Here is a 20,463-nt window from a genome sequence, read left to right as displayed (position 1 = left end):
CGCACAAGACGGCACTCACGGCAGGAAGCCGGTGGAAATCCGGCGCGGTCCCGCCACTGTGAGCGCGGCGGCTGCCCTCAGGGCGGCGGCCGGGCGAGCCAGGAACTGCCGCCGTCTTCAACCCGCCCGGGGCGCGGACCCCGAGGAAGGCCTGCCGCCGCATGATTCTGCTGCTGTCGACGTCCGACACCGACCTGCTCAGCGCCCGTGCCGCCACGGGCCCGGTGCCGTACCGCCTCGCCAACCCGGCCCGCCTCGCCCTCGACGACCTCCCCGGGCTCCTCGACGGCGTGGAACTCGTCGTCGTCCGGCTCCTCGGCGGCATCCGCGCCTGGCAGGAGGGGCTCGAGACCCTGCTCGCGGGCGACCTCCCCGTCGTCGTCCTGACCGGTGAACAGGCGCCCGACGCCCAGCTCATGGAGGCGTCCACGGTCCCGGTCGGCATCGCCGCCGAGGCCCACGCCTACCTCGCCCACGGCGGGCCCGGCAACCTGGACCAGCTCGCCCGGTTCCTCTCCGACACCGTGCTGCTCACCGGCCACGGCTTCGAACCGCCGGCGCCCGCGCCCACCTGGGGCCCGCTGGAGCGCACCGCCCGCGAGAACGCCACCGGCCCGACCGTCGCGGTGCTCTACTACCGCGCCCACCACATGAGTGGCAACACCGCCTTCGTCGAGGCCCTGTGCCGGGCCGTGGAGGACGCCGGGGGCCGCCCGCTGCCGCTGTTCGTCGCCTCGCTGCGGGCCCCCGAACCCGAGCTGATCGAGGCCCTGGGCGCGGCCGACGCCGTCGTCACCACCGTCCTCGCGGCCGGCGGCACCCGCCCCGCGGAGGCGTCCGCGGGCGGTGACGACGAGGCGTGGGACGCGGGCGCGCTGGCCGCGCTCGACGTGCCCGTGCTCCAGGCGCTGTGCCTGACCTCGCCGCGCGCCGCGTGGAAGGAGAACGACGAGGGGCTGTCGCCGCTGGACGCCGCGACCCAGGTCGCCGTCCCCGAGTTCGACGGGCGGCTCATCACCGTGCCGTTCTCGTTCAAGGAGGTCGACGAGGACGGGCTGCCGGTCTATGTCGCCGACGCCGAGCGCGCCGCGCGGGTCGCCGGGATCGCGGTACGACACGCCCGGCTCCGCCATATCCCCGCCGCCGACAAGCGCCTGGCGCTCGTCCTCTCCGCCTACCCCACCAAGCACTCCCGGATCGGCAACGCCGTCGGACTCGACACCCCCGCGAGCGCCGTCGCCCTGCTGCGCCGGCTGCGCGCCGAAGGCTATGACCTCGGCCCCGAGGACGGGCCGGACGCGCTCCCGGGCCTGGGCTCCGGCAATGGCGACGAGCTGATCTACGCCCTCATCGAGGCGGGCGGCCACGACCAGGAGTGGCTCACCGAGGAACAGCTGGCCCGCAACCCCGTCCGCATCCCGGCCGCCGACTACCGCCGCTGGTACGCCACGCTGCCGCGGGAGCTGCGGGACGCGGTCGAGGAGCACTGGGGCCCGCCGCCCGGCGAGATGTTCGTCGACACCAGCCGCGATCCCGAGGGCGAGATCGTCCTGGCCGCGCTGCGCCGCGGCAACCTGCTGGTCGTCATCCAGCCCCCGCGCGGCTTCGGCGAGAATCCCATCGCCATCTACCACGACCCCGATCTGCCGCCCTCGCACCACTACCTGGCCGCCTACCGCTGGATGGCCACCCCGCGGGCGGACGGCGGCTTCGGCGCCGACGCCATGGTCCACCTGGGCAAACACGGCAACCTGGAGTGGCTGCCGGGCAAGAACGCCGGACTGTCCGCCGCCTGCGGCCCCGACGCCGCGCTCGGCGATCTGCCGCTGATCTACCCCTTCCTGGTCAACGACCCCGGCGAGGGCACCCAGGCCAAGCGCCGTGTCCACGCCACCCTCGTCGACCACCTCGTCCCGCCGATGGCCCGCGCCGACTCCTACGGCGACATCGCGCGGCTGGAGCAGCTCCTCGACGAGTACGCCGCCATCTCCTCGATGGACCCGGCCAAGCTCCCCGCCATCCGCGCCCAGATCTGGACCCTCATCCAGGCCGCCCGGCTCGACCACGACCTGGGCCTGGAGGAGCGGCCGGACGACGACGGCTTCGACGACTTCCTGCTGCACGTCGACGGCTGGCTGTGTGAGGTCAAGGACGCCCAGATACGCGACGGCCTGCACGTCCTGGGCACCGCCCCGACCGGGCCCGAGCGCGTCAACCTCGTCCTGGCCATCCTCCGCGCCCGCCAGATCTGGGGCGGTACGACCGCCCTCCCCGGCCTGCGCGAGGCGCTCGGCCTCGACGAGTCGGCCGCCACCCGCACCGGCGCCGACGAGGCAGAGGAGCGGGCCCGCGCGCTGGTCCAGGCGATGGAGGACGCCGGATGGGAGCCGGAGGCCGCCGAGAAGGCCGTGCTCACGCTGCCCGTGGAGCAGCGCCCCGCCGTCTCCGCCGTGCTGGGCTTCGCCGCCCGCGAGGTCGTGCCCCGGCTGGCCGCCACGACGGACGAGATCGACCACGCCGTCCACGCCCTGGCCGGCGGATTCGTCCCCGCGGGCCCGTCCGGCTCACCGCTGCGCGGGCTGGTCAACGTCCTGCCGACCGGCCGCAACTTCTACTCCGTGGACCCCAAGGCCGTGCCCAGTCGGCTGGCCTGGGAGACCGGCCAGGCGCTCGCCGACTCGCTCCTGGAGCGCTACCGCGCCGACAACGACGGCCAGTGGCCGATGTCGGTGGGCCTGTCGCTGTGGGGGACGAGCGCGATGCGCACCTCCGGCGACGACGTGGCCGAGGCGCTGGCGCTGCTGGGCGTCCGCCCGGTGTGGGACGACGCCTCGCGACGCGTAACGGGACTCGAACCCGTACCGCTCGACCAGCTGGGCCGTCCGCGCGTCGATGTCACCCTGCGCATCAGCGGGTTCTTCCGGGACGCCTTCCCGCACGTCGTGGGACTGCTCGACGACGCCGTACGGCTCGCCGCCTCCCTCGACGAGACCGACGAGGACAACTACGTACGGGCGCACACCCGCGCCGACCTCGCCGAACACGGTGACGAGCGGCGCGCCACCACCCGGATCTTCGGCTCCCGGCCCGGTACCTACGGCGCCGGACTGCTCCAGCTCATCGACAGCCGGGACTGGCGCACCGACGCCGACCTCGCCGAGGTCTACACGGTCTGGGGCGGCTACGCCTACGGCCGTGGTCTCGAGGGGCGCCCGGCGCGGGCCGAGATGGAGAGCGCCTACCGCCGGATCGCGGTCGCGGCCAAGAACACCGACACCCGCGAGCACGACATCGCCGACTCCGACGACTACTTCCAGTACCACGGCGGCATGGTGGCCACCGTGCGCGCGCTCAAGGGCACCGCTCCCGCCGCGTACATCGGCGACTCCACCCGCCCCGAGACGGTCCGCACCCGCACCCTCCACGAGGAGACCTCACGGGTCTTCCGCGCCCGGGTGGTCAACCCGCGCTGGATCGAGGCGATGCGCCGTCACGGCTACAAGGGCGCCTTCGAGCTCGCCGCGACCGTCGACTACCTCTTCGGCTACGACGCGACCACGGGTGTGGTGGCCGACTGGATGTACGACAAGCTCGCCCAGACCTATCTGCTCGACCCGGAGAACCGGTCCTTCCTGGAGCAGGCCAACCCCTGGGCGCTGCACGGCATGGCCGAACGGCTGCTGGAGGCCGAGAGCCGCGGACTGTGGGCCGAGCCCGACCCGGAGGTGCTGGAGCGGGTGCGGGAGCTGTACCTGGAGACGGAGGGCGGCCTGGAGGGCGGGGACGAGTAGCCGCGTCCGCGCCCCCGCGCGATGAGCCGTACGGCGCACCGGTCGGTGGCCGTGCGGCGGACGGCCGGTGAGGCGGCACGTGGCTCAGTCGGCGGACGGGCGGTGAGACGGCATGTGGCTCGGTCGGCGGACGGGCGGTGGCTCAGTCGGCGGACGGCCGTCCCGCCGGGCGGGCCGCCGCACGGACCCGGTCCGGCCAGGCGGGACAGCTGACCAGTTCGGCCCACTCGCGGTCGTAGCGCCCGGGGACCGCCCGCCCCGCGGATGCCCAGCGCTCGACCAGCGCGGCGTAGATCGGTACGGATGTGGAGGTGTGAACGGTCTGATGAACCGTTCCGTCGCCTTCGGTGCTCCGGTCCAGCGCTCTGCTCGGCTGCGAGAGAGAACGGCGTCGCATCGTCGTCGTCATATTCCGACAACGCGCCGTGCCCCGCCGGGTCACCTTCCGCATGCCGGTCTCACCCGCATCGGCGTGGTGTCGCACATGTCAGCGACTCCGTGGTGGCCCCGCCCGTGTGACCGGCCGGGCACCCATTCCGTACCCGGAAATGAAAAGCGTTGCCGCGTTCATGAAAGCCATTCGCCAGAGTTTATTGATAACCGTGTCCATTGCAGCCTTTGGTGAATTCCACCCGAGGCTGTTTCAATTGCGCTGGGCCGAAGACGATCCGAGGAGGAGCGGGTGGGAGCGCATACGCACGGACCCGGCGAGGGGCACGGCGGACTTGGGCACAGCGGCCACACGCACGGGGTGGCGGAGCACGCCGACCGCCGGTGGTTGTCCATCGCCCTCGCGCTGATCAGCGGTTTCATGGTGATCGAGGTCGTGGTCGGGATCATCGCCGGTTCGGTGGCGCTGCTGTCCGACGCGGCCCATATGCTCACCGACGCCGCCTCGATCGTTCTCGCGCTCATCGCCATCCGGCTCTCGGCGCGCCCCGCACGTGGCGGATACACCTATGGGCTCAAACGGTCGGAAATTCTTTCCGCCCAGGCCAATGGCCTTTCCCTGCTGCTGCTCGGCGCCTATCTCGGCTATGAGGGGGTGGCGCGGCTGATCGATCCGCCCGAGGTGACCGGTGGTCTGGTGCTGACCACCGCGCTGGCCGGTGTGGTGGTGAATCTCGCGGCCGCGTGGTGCATGTCGCGGGCGAACCGCGCCTCGCTCAATGTCGAGGGCGCCTTCCAGCATGTGCTCAACGATCTCTACGCCTTCGTCGCCACCGCCATCGCCGGACTGGTGGTGCTGACGACGGGCTTCGCACGGGCCGACGCGATCGCCGGTCTGGTGGTGGTCGTCCTCATGGTCAAGGCGGGCGTGGACCTGCTGCGGGCCTCCGGACGGGTGCTGCTGGAGGCCGCCCCCGCCGGTGTCGAGCCCGATGAGGTGGGCGGCCGGATGGTCGCCCACGGACGGGTGGCCGAGGTGCACGATCTGCATGTCTGGCAGATCACCTCGGGTGAGGTCTCGCTCTCCGCCCATGTCCTGGTCGCGGCGGACGGCGACTGCCACGCCGTCCGGGAGGACCTGGAAGCGGTGCTGCGCGAGGAGTACGGGATCACTCACACCACGCTCCAGGTCGACCATCTGGACGACCTGGCCCCACGGGGGCGGGAGGACGGGGAGCACTGTCTGACCGCCCACGGCCCGGTGCACCGGGCCGCCCCTCGGGACCGCTGAGGGGCGTGGGACGGCGGGGGCGATCCCGCGCGCCCTTCGGCCGTCGCCTCAGGCGGCGGCCGGGGCGGCCGGGGCGAAGACGGCGGTCAGGACCTTCTTGGTGACATGGGCGACCAGCGCCTCGAGGGCGATACGGGCCAGCCTGCCCAGGACGGTCGTCAGGATCTCGGCCATGGGGTGGTACCTCACTGGGGAACTCGATAGTCGATGCTCGATGCGGAATCCAGACATCCGCTTCCATTGAGGAGGGTGGACGGCCTCGGAAAGCGGCCGGGGGAGTCCAGGTGAGATCCAGGTGAACGGAGGGCGAGGTCCTGGGGCCGCCGCCCGTGGCGTGCTCCACCGCGCCCCGCGCGTCGGGCGTCAGGCCGGGCGCTCCGACTGTTCCGTCTCCTCCAGCCTGACCGGCGGCAGGTACTCGCCCAGCAGGGTCCGGTGCCACCAGGCCCCGGTGGCCCGCCGCTCCTCAGGCGTGGTGAAGCGGTAGAGATACAGCCGCGCGCGCAGATGGGTGGGCGGCGTCCCCGGGAAGGGGGTGGCCCGCAGCAGCTTCACCGTCGCCCGGTCGTTGACCAGCAGCTTGCCGATCAACGGGGTGAACCAGGACCCGGCGTAGGCGGACGAGATCCCCGCGAACCACATCATCCAGTCCAGCCGCAGATGGTACGGGGCGTACTGGCGCGGCATCCGGCGCACATCGCCCGGCTTGCCCCGGAACTCGTAGTCCTTCCAGACCGTGTGCGGGGTGAGGACCGGATCGTCGGTGCCCTGGATCACCACCTCCTGCCGGCTGCGGTTGACGCTGCCGAAGGCCCCGTAGGTGTTGACCAGGTGCAGCGGATTGAACGAGTAGTTCATCAGCTGGCGGCCCGAGAGCAGATTGCGGGCCGGCCAGTAGCTGAGCACCAGCACCAGCGCGGTGGCGGCCAGCACCACCGCCTCGTACCAGACCGGGGGCGCGGCGGGGGCCGGCGGCCGGGGCAGCCCCAGCACCTCGGCGGCGCGGCGCCCGTCGACCGCCGGGAGCGCCAGCAGGATCGTCAGCCAGTTGAGCCAGGAGAAGTTCCCGGAGGCGACCAGCCACAGCTGGGTGACCACGATGATGCCGGCGGCCACGCTCGCGACCGGCTGCGGGGTGAACAGCAGCACGGGCACGATCAGCTGCGCCCCATGGTTGGCCGCCACCTCCACCCGGTGCAGCGGTTTCGGCAGATGGTGGAAGAACCAGCTCAGCGGCCCCGGCATCGGCTGGGTCTCATGGTGGTAGTAGAGGCAGGTCAGGTCGCGCCAGCAGCGGTCCCCACGGATCTTGATCAGCCCGGCGCCGAACTCCACCCGGAACAGCAGCCAGCGCAGCAGCCACAGGATGAGCACGGGCGGCGCGGTGTGCTCATTGCCCAGGAAGACGGCGAGGAAGCCCGACTCCAGCAGCAGCGACTCCCAGCCGAAGCCGTACCACACCTGCCCCACGTTGACGATCGACAGATACAGCAGCCACAGCACCAGCCACGCCACCATCGCCACCGCCAGTGGCACCTGGTCCCCGGCCCCCGCCAGCAGCGCGGCCGACAGGGCGGCCCCCAGCCAGGCGCAGCAGACGAAGAACCGGTCGGAGTAGTGCAGATGGAACAGGCTGGGCGACCGCCGGAACGGCACCCGGGCGAGGAAGCGCGGCACCGGGGTCAGCCCCTGTTCGCCGAGCAGGGCCCGGCCCTGCCGGGCCGCCGCCCAGAAGGCGACCAGATAGATGGCGGCCAGCCCCCGTTGGAAGACGAGTCGGCTCAGCCAGTAGTCGGGTGAGGTGAACCACTCCATGGGGGCCGCTCCCTGAGCCTGTCTGCCTTCGGCCTGCCTGTATCCGTACCACCCGCGTCGGGTGCCCGCCACGCACCGGGTCATACGGTGGCCGGAGTCCATGAGACGAGGGCCTGCCGCCGGGACTGAACCGGTTCACATCCCGGCCCGCTCCCCGGGTCGCCCGACGGGGGTCACGGCTCCCGGCGGCGCGGCGGGGCTGTGCTGCCCCGGGGGGTGAGGGCCGGGGTGGGGGCCTGGTGGGCGCGGGGGGCCGCCCGGTCCAGGACGTCGAAGAGGCTACGGGCCACCTGCGCCCCGTAGCCGAAGACGTCATGGCTCATCGCCGACAGCGTGGGGTGCGTCAACTGGCACAGCTGGGAGTCGTCCCAGGCCAGCAGCGAGACATCGGCCGGCACCGAGAGCCCCATCTCGGCCGCCACCGAAAGTCCCGCCACCGCCATGATGTCGTTGTCGTAGAGGACCGCGGTGGGCCGGTCCGCCGAGGCCAGCAGGGCACGGGTGGCCCGCGCCCCCTCCTCGCCCGAGAAGTCGGTGGCCACCGTGCGCCCCTCGCCCAGCCCCGCCTCCCGTACGGCGGTCTCGAAGGCGGCCGTGCGGATCGTGGTGTGCCCGAGACCGGGGGCGCCGCCCACCCGGGCGATCCGGCGGTGGCCCAGGGCCACCAGATAGCGCACCGCCTCGGTGACCGCCGTGGCGTCGTCCGTCCACACCGAGGTGAACCCGTCCGCGAGCGACGGGTGTCCGGCCACCACGGCGGGCAGGCCCAGCCGCCGCAGCGCGGGGACACGCGGATCGCCGTCCCGCAGGTCCACCAGGATGGACCCGCCGACCTGCCGCCCCCGCCACTACGCCTCCTGGACCGTGATCTCCTCCCGCACATCCCGCACCAGCCGCAGCAGCAGCGAGCAGGACCGCTCGGCCAGCACGCTCTCTATGCCCGAGACGAACTCCATGGACCACGGCTCGAGACCCAGCATCCGGGCCGGGCGGGCGATGGCCAGACCGACCACCTCCACACGGGAGTTGGACAGCGACCGGGCGGAGAGATGGGGCGACCAGCCCAGCTCCCGGGCGGCGGCGAAGATGCGGTCCCGGGTGGCCCGGGAGACCCCGGGGCGGTCGTTGAAGGCGAGGGACACCGCGCCCTTGGACACCCCCGCCCGCGCCGCCACGTCCCTGATGGTCACGCGCCGCGGCGGATCCGTCCCGGCCTCGCTGTCCATGCCACCGCTCCCCGCCGTCCGTCCCGTGTGAACCGCCACACGATAGCGCGTCGGTAAACCGGTCCAGTCGGGCGCGGCCCGCCCGGGGAGCGGTCAGGGGGCGGCCGCCGTCCTCCGGACACGTGTCCCCGCCCGGCCCCGGCACGGTCAGCGGGCGGCCGCCGTGCCGGGCCGCCGCTCCCCGGCCGGGGCGGAGGCGGGACCGGGGCGCGGCGGCTCCTCGGCTGCGTCCGCGCCGACGAGCGCCTTGTCGGGCACGTCCACGCCGATGACGTCGGGCACGTCCGCGCCGACGAGCGGCTCCTCGGGCACATCCGCGCCGACGAGGCCCAGCCGGCGCAGTGTCCGGCCCAGCGCGGCCGGGTTGAGCAGCCCCAGCGGGGCCGGCAGCCGGTGCCAGGGCACACAGCGGTCGACCAGGCCGAGGGCCGCGCGCACCGGTGCGCACAGCAGCGCGTCGCGCCGCGGTTCGGCCGTGTGCGGGCGCGGTTCGGGGCGGTGTGCCGCGGCGGCCTCGTACGCGGCCTTGCGGGCCCGGTTGAGGTTGCCCAGCGGCCGGAACTCCTCGGTGGTGTGCCAGGTGTTGAACGCCAGCCGCTCGACCCGGCGGGCCACGGACCGGGACCGGGCGCTGTCCAGGTCCTGGCGCGGCACGGTGAGCATCGCGACCGGGACGACCGGCGCGTCGCTCTCCCGCCACTCCACCGAACCGTCCTCGACCGGGGTGCGGCGGTCGTCCAGATAGCGCTGCACACACAGCTCGAAGGCGATGTCGCCGGTGGACAGCCGCATCGCCAGCTCGCGGTGGAGATAGTCGGGGTCGCCGCGGTCGGGCGGCGGAGCGGGCATGCCGCCGGGCGCCGGACGCAGCTGGTACCGCACCGGACCGGCCGGGCCCCACAGGATCGCGCCCCGGCTCCAGAAGGTTTCACGGGCCAGCGAACCCACCGTATGGCGGGTGGCGATCCGCACGTTGCGGCGCATCCGGTCGGCGGTCGCCCAGCCCACCGCCAGCGGCAGCCGGACGAAGAGTCCGAACGCCTTCTCCACCGTGCTCCCGGCGCCCGCCGTGACCTTGGCGAAGGCGATGAACTCGCGTGCGTCGGCGGCGTGGGCCACCGGGAAGCTGGTGGTCAGCAGATCGTGGATCTCCTCGGGACCGGCCTGCACCCGCACCGCCATCCTGCGCAGATAGGGCGAGGCGTCGTGCCGCTCGGCGCCGCTCGCGGTGGACAGCCGCACCACGGCCGGGTACTCGGCGCCCGGCCGGACGTATCCCACGCACAGCTCCGGCGGAAGGTCGTCACGGAACCGCAGCCGGGCGTTCTCCACGCCCAGGGCCGCCTCGGCGGGCACGGCGCGCGGCAGCCGCGGGCCGCCCGAGCCGCCCGGACCGCCAGGGGCCGGCCCCTGCACCCGCAACAGCTCGCGCACCAGCTTCTCGAAGCGGCGCCGCTCGGCCTCGGGGCTGCCGCCCTCGTACGCCTCATAACCCTCGTACGTCCCGCCCGGCGCGTACGTCCCGCCCGTCGCCCCGTGTCCTGTCGCACCGCCGCGTGTCGCACCGCCGCGTGTCGCCTCGTCGAGAACGGACTGCTGTCGGGTGTCGGCCATGGGGAACGCTCCGTACAGGGGCAGACGGGATGAGAGGGGACACGTGCGACCGTAAGGGAGGGCGCGCGGTGCCGCAGCCCGGAGCGGTGCGCCAGTGGTAACCGGCCTTCCGAGGAGCGGCCGAAGGTTTCGCGTCCGGCCCTGCGGCACACTGGTGGCATGCCGGAGCTGCCCGAGGTGGAGGCCCTCACCGCGATCCTGGCCGAGCGTGCCGCCGGCCGGGAGATCGCCCGTGTCCTCCCCGTCGCGGTGAGCGTCCTGAAGACCTACGACCCGCCGCCGAGCGCGCTCGAGGGCCGCACCGTCACGGCGGCGGCCCGCCACGGCAAGTTCCTCGACCTGGCCACCGACGGCCCCCATCTGGTGGTCCACCTCGCCAAGGCGGGCTGGCTGCGCTGGCGGGACGGGCTGCCCGAGGCCCCGCCCCGCCCCGGCAAGGGCCCGCTCGCGCTGCGGCTGCTCCTGGCCGGCCCGGAGCGCTCCGGCTTCGACCTCACCGAGGCCGGGACGCGCAAGGGGCTCGCGGTGTACGTGGTCCGCGACCCCCGAGAGGTTCCCGGGATCGCCCGGCTGGGCCCGGACCCGCTCGACGACTCCTTCACCCTGGAGACGTTCGCCGGGCTGCTGCGCGGCGCACGCCACCGGATCAAGGGGGTGCTCCGCGACCAGAGCGTCATCGCGGGCATCGGCAACGCCTACTCCGACGAGATCCTGCACGCCGCCCGGATGTCGCCCTACCGGCTGGCCTCGGACCTCACCGAGGAGGAGATCGCCGGAGTGTACGAGGCGATGGGCACCACACTGCGCTCCGCCGTCGAGCGGTCGGCGGGTCTGGCCGCCACCGACCTCAAGGGTGAGAAGCGTGGCGGGATGCGGGTGCACGGGCGCACCGGAGAGCCGTGTCCGGTGTGCGGGGACACCGTCCGCGAGGTGTCCTTCCGCGACTCCTCGTTGCAGTACTGCCCCACCTGCCAGACCGGCGGCAAGCCGCTCGCCGACCGTCGGCTCTCCCGGCTCCTCAAATAGCGGGCTGTTCACACAGCGGGCACCGGCAGTTTCACACAGCGGGCACCGACAGCGGGAAACCACCGCCGTGTCAACCGGACCCTGCCACCGGTCAGTTGATTCCCCGCTCTTGACCCCGGGAGCCCGGCCCCGCCATATGGTGCTGTCGCAATCCCACGACACGACACCCCACGCCACGTCACGGAGCACCATGACCACAGCCCTGATCATCGGTGGCGGCATCGCCGGCACGGTGACCGCGATGGCCCTGCGGAAAGCCGGGATCGACGCGGTCGTCTACGAGGCCTACCCAGCGGACGCCGCCGACGCGGGCGCGTTCCTCGTCGTCGCCGCCAACGGCCTGGAGGCACTGCGCACCATCGACGCCCACGGACCCGTGCTGGAGAACTCCTTCCCGGCCGGCCGCGTCGGCTTCATCAGCAACACCGGCAAGCGGCTCGGCGACCGGCCCATGTCCGGTTCGCAGGACGGTGGCCTCGGCTCCGTGACACTCAAACGCGCCACGCTCGCCCGGGTGCTGCGCGAGGAGGCGGTGCGCCGCGGAGTGCGCATCGAGTACGGCAAGCGGCTGCTCGCCGCCCATACCGGCCCCGACGGCCGGATCGTCGGCTCCTTCGCGGACGGCGGCCGCGCCGTGGGCGACGTGCTGATCGGCGCCGACGGCATCCGCTCGCGCATCCGCCGGGTCATCGACGCGGGGGCGCCCCGGCCCCGCTACACCGGCCGGCACACCGTCTGCGGCTACACCCGCGACGCCGACTCGCCCCCGGACCCGGACACCTACACCATGATCTTCGGCAAGCAGGCGTTCTTCGGCTGCACCACCGCCCCGGACGGTGAGGTCTGGTGGTTCTGCAACGCCCCGGCCGAGGAGATGTCCAAGGCCGAGCTGGCCGCCGTCACCCCCGAGCAGTGGCGGGAGCGGCTGCTGACGCTCTTCGCCGAGGACCACACCCCCGCCGCCGACCTGGTCCGCGCCACCGGTGACTCCATCGTGGCCACCGCCGCCTACGACCTCGTCTCCACCCCCACCTGGTCCGAGGAGGGCATGGTCATCGTCGGCGACGCCGCGCACGCCTGCGCGCCCAACGCCGCGCAGGGCGCGTCGATGGCCATCGAGGACGGTGTGGTGCTCGCCAAATGCCTGCGCGATCTGCGCACGCCCCGCTCGGCCTTCGCCGCGTACGAGGCGCTGCGCCGGCAGCGGGTCGAGAAGGTCGCCGCGGCCGGCGCGGGCATGGCCCGCCGGACGCCGGGGCCCATGGCGCGGGCCCTGCGCGATGTCACCATGCCGCGCAAGCTCGACCGGTCCGGCGGTGGGGCCCCGGACTGGCTGACCGGCTACCGCATCGACTGGGACGAACCGGTCGACCGGCCCACGGCCCGCCCGCGCCGCTGATCCCCCGGTAACGTCCCGTCCCCGTCCCCGGGACCGCGTCGTCCCTGGTCCCCGTTCCCGTCCCCGGGACCGCGCCGAACCTTCCCGGCCCGGGTCCGGGGGGCGGGACCGGCCGGGCCACACGTTTGGTCCGGGCTCTCACGGGCACTTGGAGCGCTCTGGCCCCGTACGCCCGGGAGTTTCGTGTGAGCCCAGTACGCATCGTGATCGTAGGTGCCGGATTCGCCGGTTATCAGGCCGCCCGTACGCTCTCCCGCACCCTGCGCGGCGCGGCGGACATCGTCCTGATCAACCCCAATGACTACTTCCTGTATTTGCCACTGCTGCCCGAAGTGGCCGCCGGGGTCCTGGAACCCCGCCGGGTCTCGGTTTCCCTCACCGGCACCCTGCCGCATGTCCGGCTGGTGCTGGGCGAGGTCCACGGCGTCGACCTCGACGCCCGCCGGATCTCCTGGCAGGACCCCGACGGCCGGCCGGGCGAGATGGACTACGACCGGCTCGTCCTCTCCGTCGGCAGCGTCAACAAACTGCTGCCCATCCCCGGGGTGGCCGAGCACGCCCATGGCTTCCGCGGTATGCCGGAGGCGCTCTTCCTGCGCGACCACATCACCCGGCAGATGGAGATGTCCGGCACCGTGGAGGACTCGCGAGAGCGGGCCGCCCGGCGCACCTTCGTGGTGGTCGGCGCCGGCTACACCGGCACCGAGGTGGCCGCCCACGGGGTGCTCTTCACGGACTCGATCGCGCGGAAGAACACCACCCTGCGCGGCGCGCCGCGCCCCCGCTGGCTGCTGCTCGACATCGCCCCCCGGGTGCTGCCGGAGCTGGACAAGAAGCTGTCCCGCACGGCCGACCGGGTGCTGCGCGAACGCGGTGTGGAGGTACGCACCCGCACCACCGTCAAGGAGGCCACCCAGGACGGGGTGCTGCTGGACGACGGCGAGTTCATCGACACCCGGTCGCTGATCTGGTGTGTCGGGGTACGCCCCGACCCGCTGGTGGAGCAGCTCGGGCTGCCGACCGAACGCGGCCGGCTGCGGGTCGACCAGTATCTGGCCGTGCCCGGCTACCCGGACGTGCTGGCCTGCGGAGACGCCGCCGCGGTGCCCGATCTGACCCGGCCGGGCCAGTTCACCCCGATGACCGCGCAGCACGCCCAGCGACAGGGGAAGATCGCGGGCCACAACGTGCTCGCCTCCCTCGGGCGCGGCACCCCCAAGCCGTACAAACACCATGACCTCGGGTTCACCGTCGACCTGGGCGGGGTGCAGGCCGCCGCGGACCCGCTGCACATACCGCTGTCCGGGCCGGTCGCCAACGCGGTCACCCGCGGCTACCACCTGATGGCGATGCCGGGGAACCGCGTGCGGGTCACCGCCGACTGGCTGCTCGACGCGGTGCTGCCACGCCAGGGGGTGCAGCTGGGCGTGATCCCGCCGTGGGCGGTGCCGCTGGACACCGAGTCGCCCGAGGTCGCGCAGACGGTGCGCGCGGGCAGCGGCTGACTCCCGGCGCATACCTGGAAGGAGAACAATGCGACACGAACAGCTCAGCGAGCTCGGGCAGCAGCTCCGTGTGGATTCGGTGCGCGCCGCCGCGGCCGCCGGGTCCGGCCATCCCACGTCGTCGATGTCGGCGGCGGACCTGATGGCCGTCCTGATGGGAAACCATCTGCGCTATGACTTCGAGCAGCCCGACCACCCGGGCAATGACCACCTGATCTTCTCCAAGGGCCACGCCTCCCCGCTGCTCTACTCGCTCTACAAGGCGGCCGGCGCCCTCCAGGACGAGGAGTTCCTCACCTTCCGCAAGCGCGGCAGCAGGCTGGAGGGCCACCCCACTCCCCGGCTGCCGTGGGTGGACGTGGCCACCGGATCGCTCGGCCAGGGCCTGCCCTACGGCGTGGGCATGGCGCTGAGCGGCAAACGGCTGGACCACCTGCCCTACCGCGTCTGGGTGCTGTGCGGGGACAGCGAGATGGCCGAGGGATCGATGTGGGAGGCGTTCGAGCACGCGGGCTACGAGCGGCTCGACAACCTCATCGCCATCATCGATGTGAACCGGCTCGGCCAGCGCGGACCCACCCGCCACGAATGGGACCTGGACGCCTACGCCCGGCGCATCCGCGCCTTCGACTGGCACACCGTCGAGATCGACGGCCATGACATCGAGGCCATCGACCGCGCGTACGGCGAGGCGCTGTCCACCGTCGGCCGCCCCACCGCCATCATCGCCCGCACCATGAAGGGCCGCGGCGTCGCCTCGGTGGAGAACCGCGAGGGCATGCACGGCAAACCGCTGAAGAACGCGGACGAGGCCATCGCCGAGCTCGGCGGCGTACGCAACCTGGCCGTGCCGGTGCTCGGCCCGCCCACGGTGACCCCCACCCGGCCCTCCGCCGAGGGCCCGCTGGCCCTGCCGCGCTACAACACCGGCGACTCGGTCCCCACCCGTGACGCGTTCGGGGAGGCGGTGGCCGCCGTCGGCACCGCCCGCGGCGATGTGGTGGCACTCGACGGCGAGGTGGGTGACTCCACCCGCCTGGAGTACTTCCACAAGGAGCACCCCGAGCGGTACTTCGAGTTCTTCATCGCCGAGCAGCAGCTGGTGGCCGCCGCCGTCGGCATGCAGACCCGCGGCTGGAACCCGTACGTCGCCACCTTCGCGGCCTTCTTCGCCCGCGCCTACGACTTCATCCGGATGGCTTCCATCAGCCACGCCGACCTCAACCTCATCGGCTCCCACGCCGGGGTGGCCATCGGCGAGGACGGGCCCTCGCAGATGGGCCTGGAGGACCTGGCGGCCCTGCGGGCGGTGCACGGCAGCACGGTGCTCTACCCGTGCGACGCCAACCAGACGGCCCAGCTGACCGCGGCCATGGCCGAGCGGTCCGGCATCCGCTATCTGCGCACCAGCCGCGGCGGAACGCCCGTCATCTACCCGCCCTCGGAGACCTTCCCCATCGGCGGCTCCAAGGTCGTCCGCGCCACCGAGGACGACCGGGTCACGCTCGTCGGCGCGGGCGTCACCCTGCACGAGGCGATCGAGGCCGCCGACCGGCTGGCCCAGGAGAACATCCCCGCCCGCGTCATCGACCTGTACTCGCTCAAGCCGGTGGACGCCGAGACACTGCGCACCGCCGCCGAGGTGACGGGGCGGCTGATCACCGTGGAGGACCACCACCCCGAGGGCGGACTGGGCGACGCGGTGCTCGGGGCGTTCGGCGACGGCCGTCCGGTGCCCCGGCTGGTCCGGCTCGCGGTGCGCACCATGCCGGCCTCCTCCACCCCCGCCGAGCAGCTGCACGACGCGGGGATCGACGCGGACGCGATCGTGGCGGCCGCGCGGGATCTGGTCGGCCGGGACGGCTGACGGCACGACGCGGCCGGAAGGAGCGGACACATGGGCCTCAAGCAGGGAATGCGCGTAGTGGTGATCGGGGCCACCGGCAACGCCGGTACGAGCGTGGTCCGCGCGCTCGGTGAGGACCCGGACATCGAGTCGATCGTGGGCATCGCCCGCAGGGTGCCGAACTGGGCGCCGCCGAAGACGACCTGGGCACGGGCGGACATCGGGCGGGACGCCGGTGAGGAGGCCGGTCTCGTACGGCACTTCCAGGGCGCCGACGCGGTCATCCACCTCGCCTGGCTGATCCAGCCCAGCCACCGGCCCGCCGTCACCTGGGACACCAACGTCCTCGGCGCCACCCGGGTCTTCGAGGCGGTGGCGCGGGCCGAGGTGCCGGTGCTGGTGTACGCGTCCTCGGTGGGCGCCTACTCGCCCGGCCCCGAGGACGGCCGCCCGGTGGACGAGTCCTGGCCCACCCACGGCTGGCCGGAGGCCGCGTACTGCCGTGAGAAGGCGTATGTGGAGCGGCTGCTCGACGCCTTCGAGCTGGAGCATCCGCAGATCCGGGTGGTGCGGATGCGGCCCGGCTTCCTCTTCAAGGAGGAGTCGGCGGCCGAGCAGCGCCGGCTGTTCATGGGGCCGTTCGTGCCCCGGCGGCTGATCCGCTCCACCTTCCTGCCCGCCGTCTTCGACCTGCCCGGTCTGCGGTTGCAGATCCTGCACACCGACGACGTCGCCGAGGCGTACCGGCTCGCGCTCGGCCGGGAGGTGCGCGGCGCCTTCAACCTCGCGGCCGAACCGCCGGTCGACGGCGAGACGCTGGCCGGCCTCCTCGACGCCCGGTCGGTGCGGATTCCGCGTGTCGCCGCCCGCTCGGCCATGGCCACCGCCTGGCATCTGCATCTGCTGCCGCCCTCGCCCCAGCTGTTCGACGCCGCCCTGCGGCTCCCGCTGATGGACACCTCCCGCGCCCAGCGGGAACTGGGCTGGCGGCCCCGGCACACCGCCGTCGAGACGCTCCGGGAGTTCCTCACCGGGCTGCGGCGCGGCACCGGTATGGAGCAGACCGCCCCGCTGGCCTCCAAGCTGCCCGGCGGACGGCCGCGCGAGGCCGCCACGACCGGTGTGGGCGAGCGCCCCTGACCCCGGACGGACCGTCATCATCGACTCCCGGACGGGAGCGCCCTTGACCGCCGGACAGCACGACTCCCGCCGTGTGATACACGGCACATGACACGGACTCAGCCGGGCTCAGCGGCGGTACCCGCCGCCGGGCCCGGTCCGCTGTGCCCGGTGCCCCTCGTCACCCATGAGCCGACTCCCGTACGCTGCTGCCCAGTTGGCCGGGACGTCGACAAGGGTGGGGACACATGGGCAGGGCGGGGAGACAGGCGCGCGGTCATGTCCGGCGCACGGGAAAGGTGGCGGTCGCCGCGGCGGCCGCCGCACTGTGTCTGACGACACCGGCACCGGCGGGGGCCGAGTCCGCCGCGGACGATCCGGCGTATTCCGCCACCACCTCGGTGGGTGTGCACAACGCGTACGAACAGGCCACGTACCCCTACTTCGCCGACGCGCTGGACTCCGGGGCCTCGCTCCTGGAACTCGACGTGTGGACCAATGTGTTCGGCCCCGGCTGGCGGGTCTCGCACAGCAACCCGCTCGGCAACGCCAACAACTGCGAGAACGCCGCCGGCCCGGCCGAGCTGCGCACCAAGGCCCGCAACCAGAGCCTGGCCGGCTGCCTCGCCAACATGAGGGCCTGGCACGAGGCCCATCCGGGACACCGCCCGATCCTCGTCAAGGTCGAGATGAAGGACGGCTTCTACGGCAAGGCGGGGCGCGGCCCGGCCGACCTCGACGCCCTCCTCGGCGCCACCCTGGGCGACGCGCTGCTGCGCCCGGCGGACGTGGTGGGCGGCCACGCCGACCTGGACCAGGCGGTGCGGGCGGACGGCTGGCCGTCCCGCTCCGCGCTCGCGGGTAAGTTCGTCGTCGAGCTGATCCCGGGCACGGTCGAGGAGAACAACCCCCTGGACACCCTGTGGACCGACCGGGAGTACGCCACCCATCTGCGGGACCTGTCCGCCGCCGGGAAGCTCGCCCAGGCCGCCGCCTTCCCCGCCGTCCACGGCGCCGCCCCGGACGACCCGCGCACCCGCTACACCGACGCCACCCTCCGGCCGTGGTTCGTGCTCTACGACGGGGACGCGTCCGCGTATGTCACCGGCGGTATCGACACCGCCTGGTACGACGACCGCCACTACCTGCTGATCATGACCGACGCGCACCAGGTGGCCCCCGCCATCGACGGCACCAACCCCACCGAGGCCCAGGCGCGGACCCGGGTGTCCGAACTCGCCGCGCGACACGCCAGCTTCGCCACCGCCGACTGGTACCCGCTGCCGTCGGTGCTCTCCACCGTGCTCCCACGCGGCTGAGCACAGACCGAGCCCACGGACGGCGGCAGCGACGAAGGCGCGGAAGGCGCGCGCCGCGGCCGCCATGGCTCGCGGCCCGCGTACCCCCTGTAAAGTCGCGGAGTCAGGCTGCGCGGTGCACGGTGGAGGGGGGTCGTGTTGAGGGGAGAGGCGTATGTCCTGCCACACGTACCGAGTGACGGAACTCGTCGGCTCGTCCACCGAGAGCGTCGACGACGCGATCAGGACCGGCATCAACCGGGCTTCCCAGACGCTCCGCGAGCTGGACTGGTTCGAGGTCACGGAGATCCGTGGGCACCTCGAAGGTGGGCGCATCGCGCATTACCAGGTGGGACTGAAGGTCGGATTCCGGCTGGAGGACAAGGCCGGCTGACACGCCCGTACGCACCCTCCGGGCAGGGCGGTCCGCCCGGTGTCCGGGGCGGTCCCGTCACCTCTCCCACCGTGCCCCACCGCGCCGGGCTCCGCGAGCCGGCCGCGCCCCTAGGGCGTGTTTTGAAAGTAGCGCCGTCCGCCCGGAGGGCGGGCCCCGCGGCGTCTGGTGCGTGTGATCGCAAGGCGGAGGGTCGTCCTCGTCGTGGGCCTACTCGGACGATCCCGACAACGCGGCGAGCGCGCGTGCCAGGCGTCGCGGGGCAGGCGGGACTTTCGAAACACGCCCTAGGGCACCACGGTGACCGGCCAGCGCCCCGTCTTGACCAGCCGCACGGCCACCGAGCCGACGAAGCGGTGCCCGGCCTGCTCGGACGCGCCCACCACCACCGCGTCGGCCTTCAGCTCATCGGCCGCCTGGACCAGACCGTTGTACGGATCGCCGCGGAAGGTGTGGAACTCCCAGCGCACCTCGAACACCCCGCGCAGCCGCTCGGTGGCCTCCCGCATCTCGCGCATCAGCTCCTCGGCGACCTCACCGGTGGTGTCGGCCACCGACGCCCCCAGCGCCGCCCCGGCGGCCAGCACCGGCTGCACATAGACCACGACGAGCAGCGCGTTCTGGCGTCTGGCCAGCCCGGCGGCGTAGGCCGTGGCACGCCAGGAGGATTCGGAACCGTCCAGTCCGGCGACGATGACCTTGGGTCCGTCGGTTCCGCGTTCGAAAGACGGAGGGAGTTTGTCCACCACATCTGCGAGGCTAGCGCCAGGTACGGTCCGGTGATCACCCGGCCCGTACCGCGGGGCCGGCACACCGGCGACCGCGTCATGACCGCCACCGTACGACAGGAGAGACAATGGGCGGCACCCACGGGGGCGAACTCCTCGCCATCAGTGACCTGCATGTGGCCTATCCGGAGAACCGCGCGATCGTGGAGCGGCTGCGGCCCGGCTCCGACGACGACTGGCTGATCGTCGCCGGGGACGTCGGAGAGGTGTTCTCCGAGATCGAGGAGGTCCTCGGGCTGCTGAGCGAGCGGTTCGCCAAAGTCATCTGGTCCCCGGGCAACCACGAGCTGTGGACCCATCCCAAGGACCCCTTGGAAGCCCGGGGGGTGGCGCGCTACGAGGCACTGGTCGAGATGTGCCGCGCGAAGGGCATCGTCACCCCCGAGGACCCCTACCCCCTCTGGGAGGGCATCGGCGGACCGCTGGTCGTCGCGCCGCTGTTCCTGCTCTACGACTACACCTTCCGCCTCGACGGCCTGGCCACCAAGGAGGCCGCGCTGGCCCACGCCCATGACGTGGGGGTGGTCTGCACCGACGAGCACTTCCTGCACCCCGACCCCTACCCCACCCGCGACGCGTGGTGCCGGGCCCGGGTCGCCGAGACCGAGGCCCGGCTGGCGGCCGTCGACCCGGAGCTGCGGACCGTGCTCATCAACCACTGGCCGATGACCCGGCTGCCCACCCGGGTGCTGCGCTACCCCGACTTCGCGCTGTGGTGCGGCACCGAGCTGACCGCCGACTGGCATGTGCGGTTCCGGGCCGAGACCGTCGTCTACGGCCATCTGCACATCCCCCGGACCACGGTCGAGGACGGGGTGAAGTTCCAGGAGGTCTCGGTCGGCTATCCGCGGGAGTGGAAGGCCCACGGCCGGCTGCCGGAGGACCCGCTGCGCCGGATCCTCCCGGTGCCCGTGCCATAGGGCCCGGTGAGGCGTAGGGGCCTCAGGGGTCCGGCCGGCGC

15 protein-coding genes, 1 pseudogene and 1 riboswitch are annotated in these 20,463 nt (G+C 73.0%); of the genes and pseudogenes, 10 read left to right on the top strand and 6 right to left on the bottom strand.

The genetic code is table 11. The annotated features are described in order from the left end of the window. Positions 1-21 precede the first annotated feature (21 nt). Positions 22-108: riboswitch (cobalamin riboswitch) on the top strand. 53 nt (positions 109-161) lie between these two features. Further along, a complete protein-coding gene (cobN, locus tag PS467_RS04540) occupies positions 162-3,791 on the top strand; it encodes a cobaltochelatase subunit CobN (RefSeq protein ID WP_311034101.1) in 3,630 nt (1,209 codons plus the stop codon). Between the two features lie 142 nt (positions 3,792-3,933). Here the strand turns inward: cobN and PS467_RS04535 are convergent, their stop codons facing one another. Continuing rightward, positions 3,934-4,188: a hypothetical protein gene (locus PS467_RS04535; protein ID WP_311034100.1), complete on the bottom strand. Its 255-nt coding sequence runs from the start codon at positions 4,186-4,188 to the stop codon at positions 3,934-3,936. Positions 4,189-4,473: 285 nt separating this feature from the next. Between PS467_RS04535 and PS467_RS04530 the strand changes: the two genes are divergently transcribed. Next, positions 4,474-5,472, top strand: a complete 999-nt coding sequence (locus PS467_RS04530; RefSeq protein ID WP_311034099.1) for a cation diffusion facilitator family transporter — start codon at positions 4,474-4,476, stop codon at positions 5,470-5,472. A 48-nt stretch (positions 5,473-5,520) separates the two neighbouring features. On the opposite strand, the gene PS467_RS04525 is transcribed toward PS467_RS04530, so the two are convergent. The 4 genes and pseudogenes from PS467_RS04525 to PS467_RS04510 form a co-directional block, all read right to left on the bottom strand. After that, complete coding sequence (locus PS467_RS04525) at positions 5,521-5,646, bottom strand: hypothetical protein (RefSeq protein WP_311034098.1); 126 nt, start codon at positions 5,644-5,646, stop codon at positions 5,521-5,523. 189 nt (positions 5,647-5,835) lie between these two features. Then, positions 5,836-7,287: a lipase maturation factor family protein gene (locus PS467_RS04520; protein WP_311034097.1), complete on the bottom strand. Its 1,452-nt coding sequence runs from the start codon at positions 7,285-7,287 to the stop codon at positions 5,836-5,838. 173 nt (positions 7,288-7,460) lie between these two features. Further along, positions 7,461-8,513 (bottom strand): annotated as a pseudogene (locus PS467_RS04515) (LacI family DNA-binding transcriptional regulator). Between the two features lie 147 nt (positions 8,514-8,660). After that, entirely contained in the window at positions 8,661-10,127 is a 1,467-nt protein-coding gene (locus PS467_RS04510; protein WP_311034096.1) for a catalase family protein, read from the bottom strand. Between the two features lie 159 nt (positions 10,128-10,286). On the opposite strand from PS467_RS04510, the gene PS467_RS04505 reads away from it, so the two are divergent. The 7 genes from PS467_RS04505 (at position 10,287) to PS467_RS04475 (ending at position 18,714) form a co-directional block, all read left to right on the top strand. Further along, positions 10,287-11,153, top strand: a complete 867-nt coding sequence (locus tag PS467_RS04505; protein WP_311034095.1) for an Fpg/Nei family DNA glycosylase — start codon at positions 10,287-10,289, stop codon at positions 11,151-11,153. Positions 11,154-11,343: 190 nt separating this feature from the next. Then, positions 11,344-12,552, top strand: a complete 1,209-nt coding sequence (locus PS467_RS04500) for an FAD-dependent monooxygenase (RefSeq protein WP_311034094.1) — start codon at positions 11,344-11,346, stop codon at positions 12,550-12,552. A gap of 185 nt (positions 12,553-12,737) precedes the next feature. Continuing rightward, on the top strand, positions 12,738-14,057 hold the full coding sequence (locus tag PS467_RS04495) for an NAD(P)/FAD-dependent oxidoreductase (RefSeq protein ID WP_311034093.1): 1,320 nt from the start codon (positions 12,738-12,740) through the stop codon (positions 14,055-14,057). 28 nt (positions 14,058-14,085) lie between these two features. Next, entirely contained in the window at positions 14,086-15,924 is a 1,839-nt protein-coding gene (locus tag PS467_RS04490) for a transketolase (protein WP_311034092.1), read from the top strand. Positions 15,925-15,954: 30 nt separating this feature from the next. Then, positions 15,955-17,043 (top strand): NAD-dependent epimerase/dehydratase family protein, encoded by a 1,089-nt coding sequence (locus tag PS467_RS04485; protein WP_311034091.1) that lies wholly within the window; start codon positions 15,955-15,957, stop codon positions 17,041-17,043. 227 nt (positions 17,044-17,270) lie between these two features. Then, complete coding sequence (locus PS467_RS04480; RefSeq protein WP_311034090.1) at positions 17,271-18,341, top strand: phosphatidylinositol-specific phospholipase C domain-containing protein; 1,071 nt, start codon at positions 17,271-17,273, stop codon at positions 18,339-18,341. 154 nt (positions 18,342-18,495) lie between these two features. Next, positions 18,496-18,714: a dodecin gene (locus PS467_RS04475; RefSeq protein WP_268970131.1), complete on the top strand. Its 219-nt coding sequence runs from the start codon at positions 18,496-18,498 to the stop codon at positions 18,712-18,714. Between the two features lie 287 nt (positions 18,715-19,001). Here PS467_RS04475 and PS467_RS04470 read toward each other — a convergent pair whose 3' ends face one another. Beyond that, positions 19,002-19,463, bottom strand: a complete 462-nt coding sequence (locus PS467_RS04470) for a universal stress protein (protein WP_268970130.1) — start codon at positions 19,461-19,463, stop codon at positions 19,002-19,004. A gap of 107 nt (positions 19,464-19,570) precedes the next feature. Here PS467_RS04470 and PS467_RS04465 point away from each other — a divergent pair, with 107 nt between their 5' ends. Next, positions 19,571-20,422 (top strand): metallophosphoesterase family protein, encoded by an 852-nt coding sequence (locus tag PS467_RS04465; protein ID WP_268970129.1) that lies wholly within the window; start codon positions 19,571-19,573, stop codon positions 20,420-20,422. Positions 20,423-20,463: the final 41 nt, after the last annotated feature.

It is taken from the genome of Streptomyces luomodiensis (genome assembly GCF_031679605.1).
In the GTDB taxonomy this organism is placed as follows: Bacteria; Actinomycetota; Actinomycetes; order Streptomycetales; family Streptomycetaceae; genus Streptomyces; species Streptomyces luomodiensis.
Note: the sequence above shows the minus strand (reverse complement) of the source record. Positions and strands in the feature narration are given on the sequence as shown.

Bases quoted from the DNA above. Each gene is read 5' to 3' on its own strand.
- PS467_RS04485 (WP_311034091.1), top strand. From the start codon at position 15,955: ATGGGCCTCAAGCAGGGAATGCGCGTAGTGGTGATCGGGGCCACCGGC.
- PS467_RS04490 (WP_311034092.1), top strand. From the start codon at position 14,086: ATGCGACACGAACAGCTCAGCGAGCTCGGGCAGCAGCTCCGTGTGGAT.
- PS467_RS04475 (WP_268970131.1), top strand. From the start codon at position 18,496: ATGTCCTGCCACACGTACCGAGTGACGGAACTCGTCGGCTCGTCCACC.
- PS467_RS04480 (WP_311034090.1), top strand. From the start codon at position 17,271: ATGGGCAGGGCGGGGAGACAGGCGCGCGGTCATGTCCGGCGCACGGGA.
- PS467_RS04500 (WP_311034094.1), top strand. From the start codon at position 11,344: ATGACCACAGCCCTGATCATCGGTGGCGGCATCGCCGGCACGGTGACC.
- PS467_RS04525 (WP_311034098.1), bottom strand. From the start codon at position 5,646: ATGGCCGAGATCCTGACGACCGTCCTGGGCAGGCTGGCCCGTATCGCC.
- PS467_RS04510 (WP_311034096.1), bottom strand. From the start codon at position 10,127: ATGGCCGACACCCGACAGCAGTCCGTTCTCGACGAGGCGACACGCGGC.
- PS467_RS04520 (WP_311034097.1), bottom strand. From the start codon at position 7,287: ATGGAGTGGTTCACCTCACCCGACTACTGGCTGAGCCGACTCGTCTTC.
- PS467_RS04535 (WP_311034100.1), bottom strand. From the start codon at position 4,188: ATGCGACGCCGTTCTCTCTCGCAGCCGAGCAGAGCGCTGGACCGGAGC.
- cobN (WP_311034101.1), top strand. From the start codon at position 162: ATGATTCTGCTGCTGTCGACGTCCGACACCGACCTGCTCAGCGCCCGT.
- PS467_RS04505 (WP_311034095.1), top strand. From the start codon at position 10,287: ATGCCGGAGCTGCCCGAGGTGGAGGCCCTCACCGCGATCCTGGCCGAG.
- PS467_RS04465 (WP_268970129.1), top strand. From the start codon at position 19,571: ATGGGCGGCACCCACGGGGGCGAACTCCTCGCCATCAGTGACCTGCAT.